Here is a 16884-nt window from a genome sequence, read left to right on the forward strand (position 1 = left end):
CTTCGTTTTTTTCCGCGACCGTCGGTTGGAATAATTTCCCCTGTTTCTTCGTTTAGCCTGCCTATAAGAGTTCTCTTTGACCGGGATTGTTTCTTTTCTTTGTCCCAAAAAGATTTGCATTCATAGACATACGTGATTCCGGATCTTTTATCTTTTTGATGAATTATAGACATGATTTCACCTCCTATATCGTCATGTATATAGTATAACACATGACGATATTTAACACAATAGAAAAATGCCAAAAAGCATAGGAAAAATCTAGGTTTTTGGCATTTGATGCTGTGGTGAATTAATGGTTATGTATTTTCCTTGTGGTGAAAAAATGAGTCCGGAATGCAGATAGGCTGTGAATAGTAACTTGGTTATAGCCCCAATATGCAGTTGGCGTTTTTATTGGACTGTTGATTTTTTAATATAGGGGTACAAGGAGCGGGTACAAGGAGCGAGGGAATGAGCGAGGGAATGAGGAAAAGCTGGGGTGGGAGATGATCATATATCATTTCCTGCCTATGTTTTTATAGAGAGGAAGGTGAGCATATGAGACGATTTATATATTGGATCAGAAAATGCGTCATGGGTCGGAACAAGTTCTGCAAACATTTCTGTGTTACCTGCGAGCACTATGACATCTGCCATAGAGATGGAGAACTGGGATAAAAACGTAGTCGCTTTTGAAGCGACCTTTCTGAACCCCTGATGCGTTATCATCGTACCAAACAAAAGTGTGAGATAATTATATTAGTCGTCCAAGGAGGATTACCATGACTATAAAAGAAGCTGAAAACATAGTAAGAAGTTTTGATGAAGGCCGTAAATTTTCTGATGAAGAAGAGTTCATGTTTGTCGAAGCAATGAACTTCCTGATCGAAGAACGTAAGGACCCAAGAGACATGATGCACCTGGGTGGATACTATTATGAACTTAAGCGCTTTGATCTTGCTCTTAAGTATTATGAGATGGCAGCTGCCATGGATTACGATGAAGCTTATGAGTGTCTTGGATACATCTGGTATTACGGAAGGACAGGAGAAAGAGATTACAAAAAAGCCTTTGAGTACTTCACAAAGATGATGAACAAAGGTAACCTTGTTGCCACCTACAAAGTAGCTGATATGTACAGGAACGGTTACTACGTGGATAAGGATATGGAAAAGTACAAGAGCTTGATCGAGGACCTATATGACAAGGTGCAAGACTGCAGAAATGTCTTTGATCCTGTACCAGAAGTGTACACAAGACTTGCCAGAATCAGAACGGATGAGGGAAGAGAAGATGATGCCATTGAGCTTTACCTCAGGGCAAAAGACTGGTTAGCTCAGCGAATTAGACACAATGCATTCTTTGGCAACCTTAATATTATGAAGTGGCTCATTGATGACCTTTATAAGCTGATTGAGTTTGGTGAAGACTACTTTGATTTCTTTGACCTTTATTATCTCCTGAACACTCCTCATAAGATAAAGTTCTTTTATGAAGATGAGGAGATGAGCCTGGAGTCAGTAATGGAAGGAGATGAGTGCGTGGTCTGCTTTAATGGCAAATGGTACCACTCAAAAGATGATTTCTTTAAAGATGCTACTACCAAAGATGGAACAAAGCTTACCGCCGTTTACGGCGATCTGTATGGATTTGAGGTGATGGATAATGGCTGATGTTATAAAAGGGCACAATACCTCCTACGCCAGGTATGAGGAACTCATAAACAGAAGAGATGAACTGAAGAAGGAAGCTTTCCAGTACCACGCTGAATATGTGAAAGTGTTCGGAGATCTCATCCTTGAGCTCTTCAGGAAAAAGATAGAGTGCATCAGAAAAAAGAAAACTATCGAATACTGTCAGGCAGCCATCAACCATGGAAACAACGTTGATCAGGCGCAGCTTAAGGCCTATTTGGAAAAAGAGATGGCTGATTTTCAGGCACAGTTGGATGACATGTTAAAAGAACATGAGGCAGCCCTTAAGGCTACAACTGTGACAGAAAAAGATATGCTGGAGATTAAGCGCATCTATCATAGGCTTGTAAAGAAGATCCATCCGGATATCAATCCTGCAGCTACCGGAGCAAGAGAACTCATGGATCTGTGGCACCGAGTGACCATAGCTTATTCCTGTAACAGCCTTAAGGATCTTCAGGAACTGGAGGTTCTTGTGATGCAGGCCCTTGAGTCGGTCGATCTTGATGACTTGGACATTCCTGATATTGAGGAAAAGATATCCGACCTGGAAAAAGAGATTATGAAAATAATGGAGACAGATCCATATCAGTACAAGTTCCTTCTCGCTGACAGCAAGGCAGTGGAGGCTAAGAAGGAGGATTTGAAAACGGAGCTTAAGACCTATGAGGATTACAGCAAGCAGCTGGATGAGGTCCTTGAAGACCTATTGGGAAGCGGGGTAAAGATAACATGGAAAATGAACTAAAGGTAACACAGCAGCAAAGTGCAGTAGCCACAATAGAAGGTCATGAACTTGGCGATATCATTAAGCCGCTCATCAAAGAGATCCATCTTTTTGATTCCTATGTGGCTGGCACAACACATCTGGAGGATAAGTCCGTTCTTGAATCCATCAAGGTTGGCGATATGCTGACCCTAAAGCGTGAGGATAACAAATTCGACAGCAACGCCATCCTAATCCTCAATGATGAAAAGAAAAAGCTTGGCTACGTACCTGAGAAGGACAATATTGTATTTGCCAGGCTTATGGATGCAGGAAAGCTTCTGAAGGCAAAGGTAACGGATATAAAACAAAAGGGAAGCTTTACGCAGATCAGTGTGGGGATATATTTAGTGGATTTCTGATTGATAAAGGTGTGAATGCACAGTTTTACAGGGAATGAATGGATTTGGTGATTATTTTTGTATAAAACAATAAAACTAAGGCAAAAAAAGAAGTCAAACATAGATATTTTCTGAGGCTGATAAGCTAGCATGCATGGCTACCAGCTTTTTCGCGATTTAGGGAGGCATCTCTGCAAAAACGCATGAATACTGGCTTGTACATGTTGGGATAAGAAGGGCTAGTTTTTCAGCTTGTTCTGGGGATATATGGCTTTAATACTGACCAATTGCCGTTTTCATGGAATTGTGCATATTGCACAAATCCAAAATATTTAAATATTAACCTTTTAAGGTTTTGAAGGCGCATATATACTGGAATCTATAAAATTTTTAACCTTTTGGGATTTTTGTTGACAATGCACAAAAATATTGTTATAGTCAATCATGTCAAAATGATGTGCGCACATCTTAAACGATTACTACTGGATTGGCAGACATTGTGATCCTGCCAGGATAATGATGAAGAATGTGAGGATGAAGGTATGTATTTGAATAATAAGCATGTCCAAATTGTGGTGGGTTTATATGATGAAAACGGGGAGGGCCCAAACTTTTATTTTGAAACTCCCAGCGCTGTTGAAACGTTTGTAAATGATCTTTCAGAAAATGGAAGATATAAGGGATATGAATATCAGATAACTTATTCAGTTGATGGAGAGGATACAGGTAGTTTTTCGGCAGATGATTTAAGCGTAGAAGATGGTTTCCCGGATGGTCTAAAGGTTCAGATGCTTTGTTCTTTATTGGGTGAAGCACGTGAGCAAAGTGAGGCGGGAGATGCATTCTTTCCTCTGATTTATTTGGTTGTCGAATATGAAGGTGGTAGACAAATCTTCCGTTATGCAGAGCGAAGTTTAATGGAATATGACTGGTGTGATGACTTTATGGAAAGAGCAAACGAGCACCTTAAGACACTGGATACAAGTGAGTTTGGCGTATTTAAAGTCTATGTGGATGTTGCGCCTTCTGATAACTGGAATGGACAGTATATTGTTAAGTCTGCCAGAAGAATTCTTATTTCAGAGGGCTCCGTAAAAGAATTAGATTATTCGGATATGGAGGCAATTATTCTCGCATCTGTAGATATGTTTGAGAAGGATTACTTTGATCTGTTGGATGATCTTTACTGGTTTACTAACGAAGAGGCCGAAAGGCGAAAGGCTGCTATCTTTGGAGAGGGATATAAGCACGCTGTTACATTCTATAGTGCTGCAGATGATTCGATGATACAGTGCCCAGAATACGCAGAACTTTCAAGATGTGTTGTTGAAGATGGCGGTACAACTATTTTGGAGGCTGTGAATATTCCATACTCTAATGCAAGTTCTAAGTCTGATGCAGTAGTCAAGGCAACTATGGAGAATAAAGCTGGCAGTGATAAGACTATTGAAGTTGAAGGTAATATATTTACAGCTATGATGAGAACTAGCAATAGTGTTACTGATGAGGAACTGATTGAATGTGGTGATTTTATCACGGTAATAGCAGATAAAAAGTATGTAGAAAGCTCTTTGCTTGAAGATGAAGTGCTTCCTTTAGCAGACAGATTTAAAGTTGTTATTATCTATGCGGATGAAACTAGGTTTGCGCAGGAACGTTTGGATATGTTCCCATCATATATGGTGTTTGGCATGGACGATGCAGACAGGTCAGGAAGGATTAACGCATATCTTGCGCTTAATGAAAAGGGATAATTGATATGGATGTTTCTAATAGCTTTGGCGCATCGCTCGATTTTTCGGACGTTATTGCCATGATAAATGAAGAAGTGGGGTATGGACATGGCGAGCAATATGATATTGTCTCCAAGGTCGCATATTTGCTCGGAGTAAACAAAAGAATATTTGAGAATGACCATGAGCCGCCTAAGATGGATGTTTTCAAGAAGCTCGAGCTTGATAAGAAAGCGCGAATTATTAGGAACTTGTGCCTTCTAAGGAATCAGCTTGAACACAACTTTTTGAAAGTGTGCCAGGGAATTCAGCAAGAAGGACGGAGTATCTTGGGGATGCCCGAATACATGTCTATTGATGCCATGCAAGTTTTGTCAAATGACGGAATTGACATTTATTCGCACCTAAAAGAGCCAACTCCATATTTGGCCAATCTTAATATGAATATTAAGAGCAGGATAAATAACTGTAGAGATTTGTTCCCTCAGTGGATTAATTGGGATTATTTATCTGAGATTTTTATTATGCCTGATGGCCTTTCTGAAGAGGGGCAAAAGAAGTCAGCAGCTTTTTTTTACGAGAATATGAGCTTTTACCCTTATGGACAGTACTTGAACTGGCCGGCGCAGGAGGAAGGCAATATTCTTCTTAATGACAAGAAGTTTGTTACTCTTCTGTACAGGTGGAATAATGATGAATTCCAGAATCTTAGCTTTGTATCTGATGTAAGTGATAGGACAAAAGCTAATATTTATACCTTCATAGAGAACAGCGAAAAGTGTGTGTTCATTGTGGATTGTGAGAATTCTGATCCTTACAGCCTATGTGCAGCCATAAGAAATCTTGAGCCTGCAAGACTTGAAAAGATTGAGAAAATCATACTGTTTGATGACGTTCATGCTGCATCTGCATGGGAGCTCCTTGCTTCTTATGTAAAGATTCCCGTAGAGTACATCATGATAGAACGCCTTAAGGATAATAAATCCTTGGCCGATGTGAAGGTTACAGCACGAACATGTAAAGAATTCTATGCCAATAATGTGGACTCTTTTGTTCTTGTTTCCAGCGATTCAGATTATTGGGGACTTATGGAGGAGCTTCCGCAGGCAAAATTCCTTGTAATGGTTGAACATGACAAGTGTAGTTTCGCTTTGAAGGAAACGCTCATGAAGAATGATATTTTCTATTGTTACATTGATAGCTTTTATGCTGGCGGAGCAGAAGATATCAAAAATGACGCTATTCAAAAGGAGTTGGCAAGATCTATTAAGGCCTCATTGGAGCTTAATCTCAATAGTCTCATGAAGGAAGTGCTATTTAGGACAAGAATTCAAATGACTGATGCAGAAGTGGAAAGCTTCATTAAGCGGAAGATTAAAAATCAGCTTGAAATTGAAGTTACAGATAATGGAGATGTTGAGTTGAGTTATAGGTTAAGAAAGTGAATGAAATAGAGGATAAATAATATGTTTCAGATTTTTGATTTGCTGACAGGTGAATTAATACCCAAGGCTGAGTATGCTGACTTGATACGGGTTGAACGTCCATCAAAAGTAAAGGATTCCGATAAGACAAAAAAAGAAATATACGAGATGTCATCTGTTGGATATGGATTTACAAAGAAACCGAGCGTTGATAGTATCAAGGAGCTCACTGCAGATTGGAAGAATTATGTATATGCAAAAGATGTTGAAAAGGTAGGCTTTTGGTACGCTTTACAGTTTGCTGTAAAGAATGTTGATGATGCCTTGATGGTTAGTATCGCCACTAGAATGCATGCAACAGTGATAAAAAGGGATGCTGACAGCGTATGGTTTCAAACAAGCATTCATGGATCATTGCATTTTGTGTCAGTGCATTTTTATAGATTGAAAATAGAGTCGGAAGACGTTTTTGATGTAAAGATTCTTGTTCTTAATGATAAAAGAGAAATAGTAGAAACTTTTGACTCAAATTATGATGATGTTTTAATGAAAATTGCTGAATTGATAAAAGCTTTTCCTAATAGCCAGAAAAAATCCACCTTAGATGATGAGAGTCAAATACCATTAAAGAAAAATGATAATAATATAAAGAGCAAGGAAACAGAACCCGAACAGATAAAAGTGCCATCTGATATAGCAGATAGACTTATCGGATGTCTCAAGTGTTCCAATAGACTTTTAAATGCACTATATAAACAACAAGTAAAAACAATTGGTGAGTTTGTTTCTATGAACAGAGCTGATTGCATGAAGCTTCCTGATGTAGGAGTTACCACAATAAGGGAAGCGATGGCATTGATAAATCACATTAAAAAAGGCGAAACGGATGCCCTTATCGAGTGCTCTGAAAACGAGTCAAAGGACGAGATTAGGTATGGCGAGAGCCTTTCTAATGAGGCTGAGATTGAGCAAGAAAAAGAAACAATTGTTGAATATCCTGAAGTATCAATTGATCAGTTAGGATTGTCTAGTAGAACAACAAATGCATTAAAGAGAAGCGGAGTGTTCACACTTGGGGAATTAATGTTTCTGACAGAGACTGATTTGAACAGTATGAACAACGTAGGATTAAAGAGCATTAACGAAGTCTTAGATTATCAAAGAAGAATCCACTCTGATTTGCAAGATTTTTCATGCGCCGACAGGGAAGATGTTTTATCAACAGGCTCAGGGGTGCACAGAGTGATAGATATGGCTTTTCCAGTATTGTTAGGAAAGGAGCATTATAGTGTATCCTATAGAGATATGTCTGGCCTAATAGAAGAGGACATAAGCATATTAAAAGTTGGATTTTCTATTAGAACGAGTAACGCGTTAGCTAAAAACGGAATAGATTCTGTTAATCAGTTGGCTTTTCTTGATTTTGATAATGTTAGAAAAATAAAGAATTTAGGAGCAAAGTCTTTATCTGAGATCATAGATTATTATAAAAATAATGCGTGTGTAAGTACAATAGATAGCGCTGGTAATGGCTATGATAAAGAGCTCTATGAATATATTTCTTTGGAATTGAAGGATTTACCTTGTTCGAAAGAAATGATGAATACAATTAAAAGGGGATTGATAGAAAATTATGAGCAGATAAACCATCTCAAGGCTAATAAAGACGTTGAATCATTGGTTTGTGATGAGAGGTTTACTAAACTAATTTGGGATAAAGAATCAGTAAGGGAGATCTACGCATCTTATCTTCTTTCTGTAGTTAGTGATGATGAAGATAAATTAGGTGTTTCCGCTGTTGAATTATTTAAAGAGATTGGATTGCATGATAAGACGATAAACTATCTGGTAGAAACGAGCAAAATTGAACTATTGGATGGGGTATATAGACTTAGGCGCCCAAGAATAAGTGACTGGTTAGCTTCTTTGGATGAGAGGGCATCTTCTGTTATTAAAATGCGCTTAGAAGGCAAAACATTAGAGGAATGTGGACAAATAGTGGGGGTTACAAGAGAGCGTATTAGACAGATTGAAAGTAAGGCTATACGAAAAAAACCAGTATTAAGAGAAGACGATTATGGGTATTGGTATCAGAGGTATTGCTATGATAAAGAGTCATTTTCTCTTATTTTTGGTAAAGGCCCAGTTTTGTATAAATATCTTGAATTAGTATACAAACACGGAACTGCTGATGTTGAGCAGATGCTTGATGATGATAAAATTTCAAGGGAGTTATATACACAAGTATCAAAATTTGTTAATAGAAACAGTGTCTTTATAGAAGATGAATATATTTTGTGTCGAAGGGACTTGATTTGTAGAAAACTAGCGGAACTGTATTGCTCGGATAAGGATATTTCTTTTGAAGATTTTTACATCCTATATATGGGATTCCTAAAGGACAATAATCTAGAGGATAATGAGAAACTACTATTCCCTTCTGAACGTGCTTTTGCTGCAAGAATAGAAGACAGTAAATATGCATTAATGAAATACGGCAGGAGATTTAGGTATTATCCTATAGAAGAAGTAGACATTGATGAATTGGTTGGAGGTCTTCACTTTGAGCAGTACAAAGATATTGAGATATCTACTTTAAAACTAATCAGAGATAATATCGAGCTTATGTCCGAGTATGATATACGAGATGAGTATGAGCTGCATAATCTGTTGAAAAAGACAGAGGGATCGTGGAATCATAATCTTGAATGTAAGGTTTTGATTACTCGAATGCCATTCATTTCCTTTGGGGAAGCAGATAGGGAAAGGCAGACACGTGAATTTTTATATAAGATTGCGCCTGTTAGTATGGATGAGTTTTGTACTCGTTACGAGGAAGAATATGGTGTGATTTCCAGAACTGTTTTGGCTAATTTTTCTATATATATTTCAGAGTATTATCATAATGGAATGTGTACAGTTAATCAGCCGCTGTTTAGTCAAGAAGAAAAAGAATTTATGAAAAATTATCTTCTTGGTGATTTTTACTTTGTAGAAGATATAAAGGAAGCATTTGCAGAAAAATTCAAAAACTCCGACATTGGAAAAATTAACCCAAGGACTATTAAGGAATTAGGATTTAAAACGTATATCGATTATGTTATTAGTTCGAAATATTCCTCGGCATATGAATACTTTAAGACATTTCTAACTAGAGCCAATACTATCGATCTGAGAAACCAAGATAGACGATTATCATATGTTCAGGTGTTGAGCGCAGTATTGGAAGATTTGAGGTCATCGTATGAGTTGCTAGAGTATGAGGATATGAAGTTTATAAAACTTGATCACGTCCATTCAGTATATCCACATATAAACAAAGAATATATCAATGAATATGTGTCAAAAGTATTAAAATGTGCTAGCGGAGAGCGCTATTTTACTATCAAGAAGCTCCGAAATGATGGATTTGAACATGATATTTTTGGAACGGCTTTAGGAGATTGGTTTGCATCTGGATTAGTCAAGAATTCTAGACGTGTTCGTTTTTTGAAAACGGCTGGAACAGTAATCTTTTATCAAGGTGAAAGGCAGATAACAACAGCAGATTTTATTAGATATATCCTGAAAAAAGAGAAGAAAATGGATATATATGATTTTATAAATTATGCTCAGGAAGAGTATGGCATTTCACTTGAGAAGGATAAAATAATACAGATGATAAAAAACACCAATATGTACTATGATACAATAATGGAAAAAATATACTTGTCAAAAGAGTACTATTACGATGAGATATAAATATAAGGAGGCCGATAAAGATGAATTTATTAAGAGACGGAATAGCAGACGAGTCCGTGCAGATGACAGAACAAGTTGTAAAACTGACTGTGGATGGAGTCACATCAAATTATCCAGTGTACAGAGTTCGTTTGGACAAACTGTTTTACAATGATCAAAACGATAGAATAGCAACTTGGATTAGTCAGTACAAAGCTGAGCATGGAGAAGATTCTCTTTCAAGGGAAGATGCAAAAAAGTATAACGATGTAATACAAAGCTTTATAGAAAAAAGTAATCCTGACAAAATGAAGACTACGCAAGAAAATATTAACTTGTATGGTCAGCAGCATCATGGGGTGGTATTAAATGATGGACGAATTATTGATGGAAACAGACGATATACATGTTTAAGGAACTTATCTTCCTCAAGTGATAATTTCAATTATTTTGAGACAGTTATTCTTGAAAGAGATTATGACAAGAGTGCAAAGCAGATAAAGATGCTAGAGCTTCAGCTTCAGATTGGATCTGAGGAAAGAGTTGACTATGATCCTATAGATCGTCTGGTAGGATTATATAGAGACATTATTGAAAATGGCCTTTTGACAGAAGAGGAGTATGCACGCAGTACAAATCAAAAGACTTCTGTAGTTAAAAAGGAATTAGAGATAGCGAAATTAGTAGTTGAATTCTTGGATGCGATTAAAGCACCTAAACAGTATTACCTTGCGAGAGAACTTGAAATAGATGGACCTATAAGAGAGCTCCACGCAGCATTGTCTAGTATTTCTGATGAAGACAAGCAGCAAGCTGTAAAATATATTGCTTTCACAAATCTTTTGATGAGACCAGATGGATCAATGACACCGTTTATTCGTAAGTTGAAAGGAATATCAAAATCAGTTTACTTAGATGAATTCATTGATAAGGAAGAAGATATTTGTGAAACTACCTTAGACAATTTGCCAGACGCAGGGAAAGTAAACTCAGAAGTTATTGCAAAAATTAGAACTGATGATAAGACTAAGGAAGATTTGAAGCGAATAATGACGGTTGTCGATAACAAAGTGAAGGTCAAGGAAACAAGAGACAAGCCAAATCAAATGGTGAAATCGGCAATTGATTCATTGAAAGCGATTGATGTAGAAATAATAAAACGTTTGACTGATGAGCAGATAGAGGATATGAAAGCAAATCTTGAAATGTTAGAGGAAGTACTTAACGAGGTAAAAGAATCTGTAAATGTTTAAAGATTTAAAGCTGGAACCAGTATATACATCAGACAGTAATGATATACCGAAAGAGTTCTATAATCCTACGCTGCGGTATGCAGTATCATTTGATAGGACAAGTGCGTATTTTTCTGCGAAGGCCCTCGCTATGTATTCGGAGGGCCTTGAATACATGCGCTTAAAAGGATGTCATTATCGCATGATTATTTCTCATGATATAGCATATGAAGATTACGAAGAGATTAAGCGAGGTTATGCCATCAAAAAATCAGTAAGCGATGAATTATTGGCGTCACTTTCTGAACCATTATCGTTAAAGGAAGAAATGTGTATATCAAATCTTGCTTTTTTTCTTGCTTCAGGGACTGTTGATATAAAGATCGCATTTAAAACACAAGGGATATTTCATGACAAATGCGGGATCATGACTGATGAAGAAGGAAATATCATATGTTTCAGGGGCTCTAATAACGAAACTGAAGCGGCTGTGGATGTAAATTATGAATCTTTTCAATTAACGTGTAGTTGGTTGGATTCAAACGGATTTTATATGCAGGGAATAAAAAAGTCTCAAGATGAATTTGAAAGATTGTGGAACAATAAAAAAGAGGGCTTAATTGTTATGCCAGCAGAGGAAGCAATCATTAAGGAAATAATAAAACACGACAAAGGAAGAGTCATTGTGGAAGATACATTAATCCGAAATAATGCTTTGGTTTTAGATTATGAGGATAATCAGCTTGTTCTTATAGTAAATACTGATAGCTTGGATTGGCTTGAAGGTAAAATGTTTTATAAGTCTAAGCTAAAGCATAGGGTGGAAAGAATAGAAAATAATACAATATATTTTAATACTGATTTGGTTTATCCGGATTATATTAAAATTCATTCTTTATTAGAAAAGAAGATACCTCCATTAGGATATGAGTATTATGCCACAGAGCGGCTAAAAGAGTATATTGCACAACGTAATCTATATATTGAAAAGCGTGCTAAACTTGGCATTGAATTAAAAACAGATGCATCTAATCTTAGTGATAAATACTTACAGTTTAAACAAATTGTCGATGGACAATTAGAGAGACAACTTCGCGATAAACAAATGCAGGACGCCTTTTTTATGTGTGCTATGATGCGTTCTGGAAACTTTTCGGTTCCTGGTTCGGGAAAAACATCTTCAGCTCTGGCAGTATTTAGTTTTTTAAGATTTAAAGGTTTGGTTGATAGAGTTGTGATGATTGGACCTAAGAATGCTTTTGGGTCATGGATTGACGAGTTTAAGGCGTGCTTTGGTAATAAGCTACAATTAAAATGTTTTAGTATACAAGATGGAAGGTTTACTAGTCCAGAAGCGAAGCGCCGAGCTTTAAAGTATGATTCTGCTGATTGCAATCTCTTTTTGTTCAACTATGAGAGTATTGGAAATTATATAGAAGAAATCGAGAAAATTGTATCAGAACGCACACTGCTGGTTTTCGATGAGGTCCATAAAGTAAAAGCGGTTAAGGGTCAACGAGCAAGCGCGGCGTTAGAAATCTCTAAGTATTCGACATATACTATTGCGATGACTGGTACCCCGATTCCCAATACGTATTTAGATTTATATAATTTACTTCATATCCTATATAATGACGAATACCGTGAATTTTTTGGATTTGATATTTCTTATCTAAGAGATCCACTTCCAACTGATATGGAAATTATCAATGATAAAATTCAACCTTTCTTTTGTAGAACAACAAAAAAAGAACTTCATGTGCCTGATGCTAATCCTGATATAATTGACTCTATTTACGCTACAGAAGAAGAACGAAAACTATTTAAGATTGTAAGCCAAAAATACCGCAATAGTAAACTTGCTTTGTTCATTAGGCTTCTTCAGCTTGAGTCTAATCCTAAGATGCTTCTGCAAGCTATTGATTTGAAGGATTTTAGCAGTGTACTTGATTTAGATGGTGACATTGATGAGATAGACTTTGTAGATTATGCCATTGAAGTTCAGCAACTTATTAGTAAAATAGAGCTCACTTCCAAGAAAAGAGAATGCCTTCAATTGGTTGCTAAATTGGTCGCTGAAAAAAAGAAGGTTATAGTATGGTGTATATTTGTGGATTCCATCTATAGTATTCAGCGTGAATTAGAAAAGCTTGGGATTCATGCAAGATTTATTATGGGAGAAGTGCCTCTTGAGGAGAGGCTGGGCTTGATTGAGGCTTTTAAAAATGATGAATTTGATGTATTGATTACAAATCCGCATACGTTAGCGGAGTCCGTTTCATTGCATAGTGTTTGTCATGATGCTGTTTATTTTGAGTATAGCTATAACCTGGTGCACTTATTGCAGTCAAAAGATCGAATTCACAGATTAGGATTACCAGATGGCCAGTATACCCAATACTATTATCTTGAAAACATATTCATGAATGATTTAGGTGAAGAGTATTCTTTGGATGAGCAGGTTTATCTGAGACTTCAGAAAAAAGAAGAAACTATGCTAAATGCAATTGATAACAACGAACTAGAGCCAGTATATACTCCAGAGGAAGACTTGAAGTTAATTTTTGAAAAGCTGTTTTCATGATGATAACTTGAAAATGGTGGCGTTAGTCGGTTCGAAATAGTAATTATTTGTAGTGAATTAGGAAGAGGTATCATTATAAGGCGGCTCATATCGGGCCGCTTTATGTTTTTTACTAGTAGGACGATGGCTTTTATAAATCTTTTCTTGAGATTTTCGATATTCATTCATTGAATTGTAATAAAATAATATAGATGGATAAATTATTCTTAATGATTGATTTTTTCTTGAAGGAGAATATCAATATGGAAGTTCAATTTGATGATCTTGAGAAGTCTGATCTATATGTTGACTGTATCTATAAGGGTGGTACTGCTCCCAACATGTCTGCTGAGCCTTTTCATAAGCTGATTCCAGATTGTGAAAACTCGGGTGGTTTCAGAAAACGCTTGAGGCAGGATGGAACAGGAAAGTATGCATACATTGTGTTATACACAAGTATGGAAGAGCTGGAGTGGCCTGATTTCCTTGAAGAAGAGACTGGGATATTTAGGTATTATGGTGATAATCGTGAACCTGGGCGCGAATTGACAGATACAAAGAAAAAGGGAAATAAAGTCCTAGAAGATACGTTTGCGCAGCTTAATTCTGGAATTTGCCTTGAAGATATTCCGCCGTTCTTGGTTTTTAAGAAGACGGGTAATGGTCGAGATGTTCAGTTTTTGGGGCTTGCAGCCCCAGGAAATCCAAAGATATCTCCTGATAAAGACCTGGTTGCTTTTTGGAGGACCGTAAAAGACAAGAGATTTCAAAATTATGAGGCATATTTTACAATCCTGGACACAGGAAAACAGCCTGTTTCTAGGAAATGGATTGAAGCCCTTATATATGATCACGATAATAGCCTTAGCTTAGCACCAGATGTTTGGAAAAAGTTTGTTAAGTCTGGGAGGAACGGTATTGAGCCATTAAGGGCGCCGAAGAGTTATTCTATTCCGACTAAATATGATCAACTGCAGAGTGATGAAGAAGGAATGTTGTGTTTAAAGACTATACGAGAGCATTATGATGGCTTTAAGCAGGGATTTGAAGCGTGTGCTACGGATTTGGTCTGTAAGATGGACACGAATTTTCAAGATTTTGCTTTGACGAGGCCATGGCGTGATGGTGGCCGTGATGCGATAGGAAAATACGCAATCTCAACAGGGGGTAAATGTAACCAGGCGCTTAAATTGGATTGTGCATTAGAGGCCAAATGCTATGGAGTAAACAATGGAGTTGGTGTACGAGAAATGTCTAGACTCATTTCAAGGATTAGATATAGACAGTTTGGAATTCTTGTTACAACCAGCTATGTAGATGCGCAGGCGTATTCAGAGGTTGTAGAAGATCAGCACCCTATTCTTATAGTGACCGCTTCTGATATTGCTGCGATACTAAGGAATAACTCTATCAGCTCATACAATATAGGGGATTGGCTTGATACTATTGATACAGATCTTACAAAGCAGAGACTTCGTGAATACGCTTCCAGGATAATGGCGATTAAAGGTCAGTAAGAATAATGACAAAAGAACCGAGATTTCATGGAAAAACAACCAAGCAAACTTCATATAACATGAGTAAGATCCGAGGGAAGGACACTAAGATAGAAGTTGTTCTCAGAAAGGCTTTATGGAGAAAAGGGTACCGCTATAGAAAGAATTACAAAGCTATTCCTGGATGCCCGGATATCGCATTGACTAAGTATAAGATTGCAATTTTTTGTGATGGCGAGTTCTTTCATGGAAAAGACTGGGATGTATTAAAACCAAAACTTGAAAAAGGGAAAAATCCTGATTATTGGATTGCTAAGATCCAGCGTAATAAAGATCGGGACTTGGAGAAAGATAAAGAGCTTACCTATCAAGGGTGGACTGTAATACATTTCTGGGGAAAAGATATAGTAAAGAAGACTGATGAATGTATCAAGGTAATAGAAGAGGCTGTATTTGAGACGAAAATGAGTGACTCTGATTTGGAATAATGGTATCAAGGAGCATAGCATGGATGTACGTGTTGAATTTGAATATGACAGAACAAAGCCAACTTCAATAGAAGCATATGCGCAGAAATTGGTTGGAAAATCATTCAGACAGATTATGGATGAAGATGATGCTATGCTCAGAGAAGAAGGCACTTCATATGGCGAATCAGATGTAGGAGAGCAAAAAAGAAATAAAGGGAATCTTGGGCAGATTATTGAGGAGTGTTTTTTCCATTATTCCTGTAATAGTGATGCTCGCGCTGATTTCCCTGAAGCTGGAGTTGAACTAAAAGTAACTCCATATAGGATGAACAAGAATGGATCTCTTGTTGCGAAGGAGCGATTGATCCTAACTATGATAGATTATATGACTGTTGTGCATGAGTCATTTGAAAATAGTCATTTCTGGAATAAATCTAAGCTTATATTGCTCGTTTATTATTTGTATTTACAGGAGGCAAAATTCAATCTGGATTACAAGATTGGTTATGCAAGATTATTTACTCCGCCTGAGCAGGACCTGAAGATTATAAAGCATGATTATGAGATTATTGTATCCAAGATAAGAGCTGGAAAAGCACATGAGCTTTCTGAAGGCGATACTTTATACCTTGGGGCAGCCCCAAAAGCAGCTACATCAGCTGATAGAAGAAAGCAGCCCTATAGTGATGAACTTGCTAAGCCTAGAGCGTTTGCTTTCAAGAATTCTTATATGACTTATGTCCTGAATAATTATATTATCCCTGGGAAAGAGACATATGAGCCAATCATTTCAGACTCAATAGTAGATTCATTTGAGGATTATGTTGTTGATACTATTGATGCGCTTGCGGGATATTCAGTAGATGATCTGTGTGTCAGATTTAACATTGATGTTTCTAGGAAACCCAAGAATCTTGAGGCTATGATAGCGTATAGAATACTCGGTATTAAAGGAAATCATGCTGCAGAGTTTGAAAAGGCGAACATAGTAGTAAAGACTATCAGGATTGGTAGTAACGATAAGATTAAGGAGAGTATGTCTTTTCCTGCATTTAAGTTTAAGGAATTAGTAGAAGAACAGTGGGAAGATTCAACTTTTGGAAATTACCTGAGAGAGACTCGATTTTTGTTTGTGGTTTATAAATTTGATCAAGATGACACTTTGAGGTTAAAAGGAGCGCAGTTCTGGAATATTCCATATGAAGATCTTGAGCAAGATGTAAGGCATATGTGGGAAAGAACAGTTCAGGTGCTTAAGGAGGGCCTTGTAGTAGAAAAGAAAAATGGTATAAACCATAATAATTTTCCTAAAGCTTCAGAGAATAGGGTAAGCCATGTAAGACCGCATGCGCAAAATGCAAAAGACACAAATGAACTTCCGGATGGTAGGCAGTATCCTAAGCAGTGTTTTTGGCTGAATAATACTTACATTTTGGAACAGATTGATAAAAGGTTGAGATGAC

General features: G+C 37.1%; 11 protein-coding genes. All 11 read left to right on the plus strand.

All coding sequences use genetic code 11. The features are described 5' to 3' along the window. Positions 1 to 764: 764 nt before the first annotated feature. The 11 genes from G632_RS21215 (at position 765) to G632_RS0110475 (ending at position 16883) form a co-directional block, all read left to right on the plus strand. A complete protein-coding gene (locus G632_RS21215; protein ID WP_022769078.1) occupies positions 765 to 1655 on the plus strand; it encodes a tetratricopeptide repeat protein in 891 nt (296 codons plus the stop codon). Next, a complete protein-coding gene (locus G632_RS0110430; RefSeq protein ID WP_022769079.1) occupies positions 1648 to 2424 on the plus strand; it encodes a hypothetical protein in 777 nt (258 codons plus the stop codon). The genes G632_RS21215 and G632_RS0110430 overlap by 8 nt, the downstream gene beginning before the upstream one ends. Further along, a complete protein-coding gene (locus tag G632_RS0110435; protein ID WP_022769080.1) occupies positions 2409 to 2804 on the plus strand; it encodes an HIRAN domain-containing protein in 396 nt (131 codons plus the stop codon). Before G632_RS0110430 ends, G632_RS0110435 begins: the two co-directional genes overlap by 16 nt. Before the next feature lie 521 nt (positions 2805 to 3325). Further along, a complete protein-coding gene (locus G632_RS0110440) occupies positions 3326 to 4537 on the plus strand; it encodes a hypothetical protein (protein WP_022769082.1) in 1212 nt (403 codons plus the stop codon). Positions 4538 to 4542: 5 nt separating this feature from the next. Then, positions 4543 to 5961, plus strand: coding sequence for a hypothetical protein (locus G632_RS0110445; RefSeq protein WP_022769083.1), 1419 nt, complete (start codon positions 4543 to 4545; stop codon positions 5959 to 5961). 21 nt (positions 5962 to 5982) lie between these two features. Continuing rightward, positions 5983 to 9681, plus strand: a complete 3699-nt coding sequence (locus G632_RS0110450) for a DNA-directed RNA polymerase subunit alpha C-terminal domain-containing protein (protein WP_022769084.1) — start codon at positions 5983 to 5985, stop codon at positions 9679 to 9681. Positions 9682 to 9701: 20 nt separating this feature from the next. Continuing rightward, positions 9702 to 10913: a ParB/RepB/Spo0J family partition protein gene (locus G632_RS0110455; RefSeq protein ID WP_022769085.1), complete on the plus strand. Its 1212-nt coding sequence runs from the start codon at positions 9702 to 9704 to the stop codon at positions 10911 to 10913. 154 nt (positions 10914 to 11067) lie between these two features. After that, positions 11068 to 13476, plus strand: a complete 2409-nt coding sequence (locus G632_RS0110460) for an SNF2-related protein (RefSeq protein WP_242826720.1) — start codon at positions 11068 to 11070, stop codon at positions 13474 to 13476. A 242-nt stretch (positions 13477 to 13718) separates the two neighbouring features. After that, positions 13719 to 14972 carry a restriction endonuclease gene (locus G632_RS19645; RefSeq protein ID WP_022769088.1) on the plus strand — a complete coding sequence of 418 codons (1254 nt, stop codon included), beginning with the start codon at positions 13719 to 13721 and terminating at the stop codon, positions 14970 to 14972. Between the two features lie 5 nt (positions 14973 to 14977). Beyond that, a complete protein-coding gene (locus tag G632_RS0110470) occupies positions 14978 to 15439 on the plus strand; it encodes a very short patch repair endonuclease (protein WP_022769089.1) in 462 nt (153 codons plus the stop codon). A gap of 19 nt (positions 15440 to 15458) precedes the next feature. After that, positions 15459 to 16883 (plus strand): Sau3AI family type II restriction endonuclease, encoded by a 1425-nt coding sequence (locus tag G632_RS0110475; RefSeq protein WP_022769091.1) that lies wholly within the window; start codon positions 15459 to 15461, stop codon positions 16881 to 16883. Position 16884: the final 1 nt, after the last annotated feature.

The sequence above is a fragment of the Butyrivibrio sp. NC2007 genome (genome assembly GCF_000421405.1).
GTDB lineage: Bacteria > Bacillota > Clostridia > Lachnospirales > Lachnospiraceae > Butyrivibrio.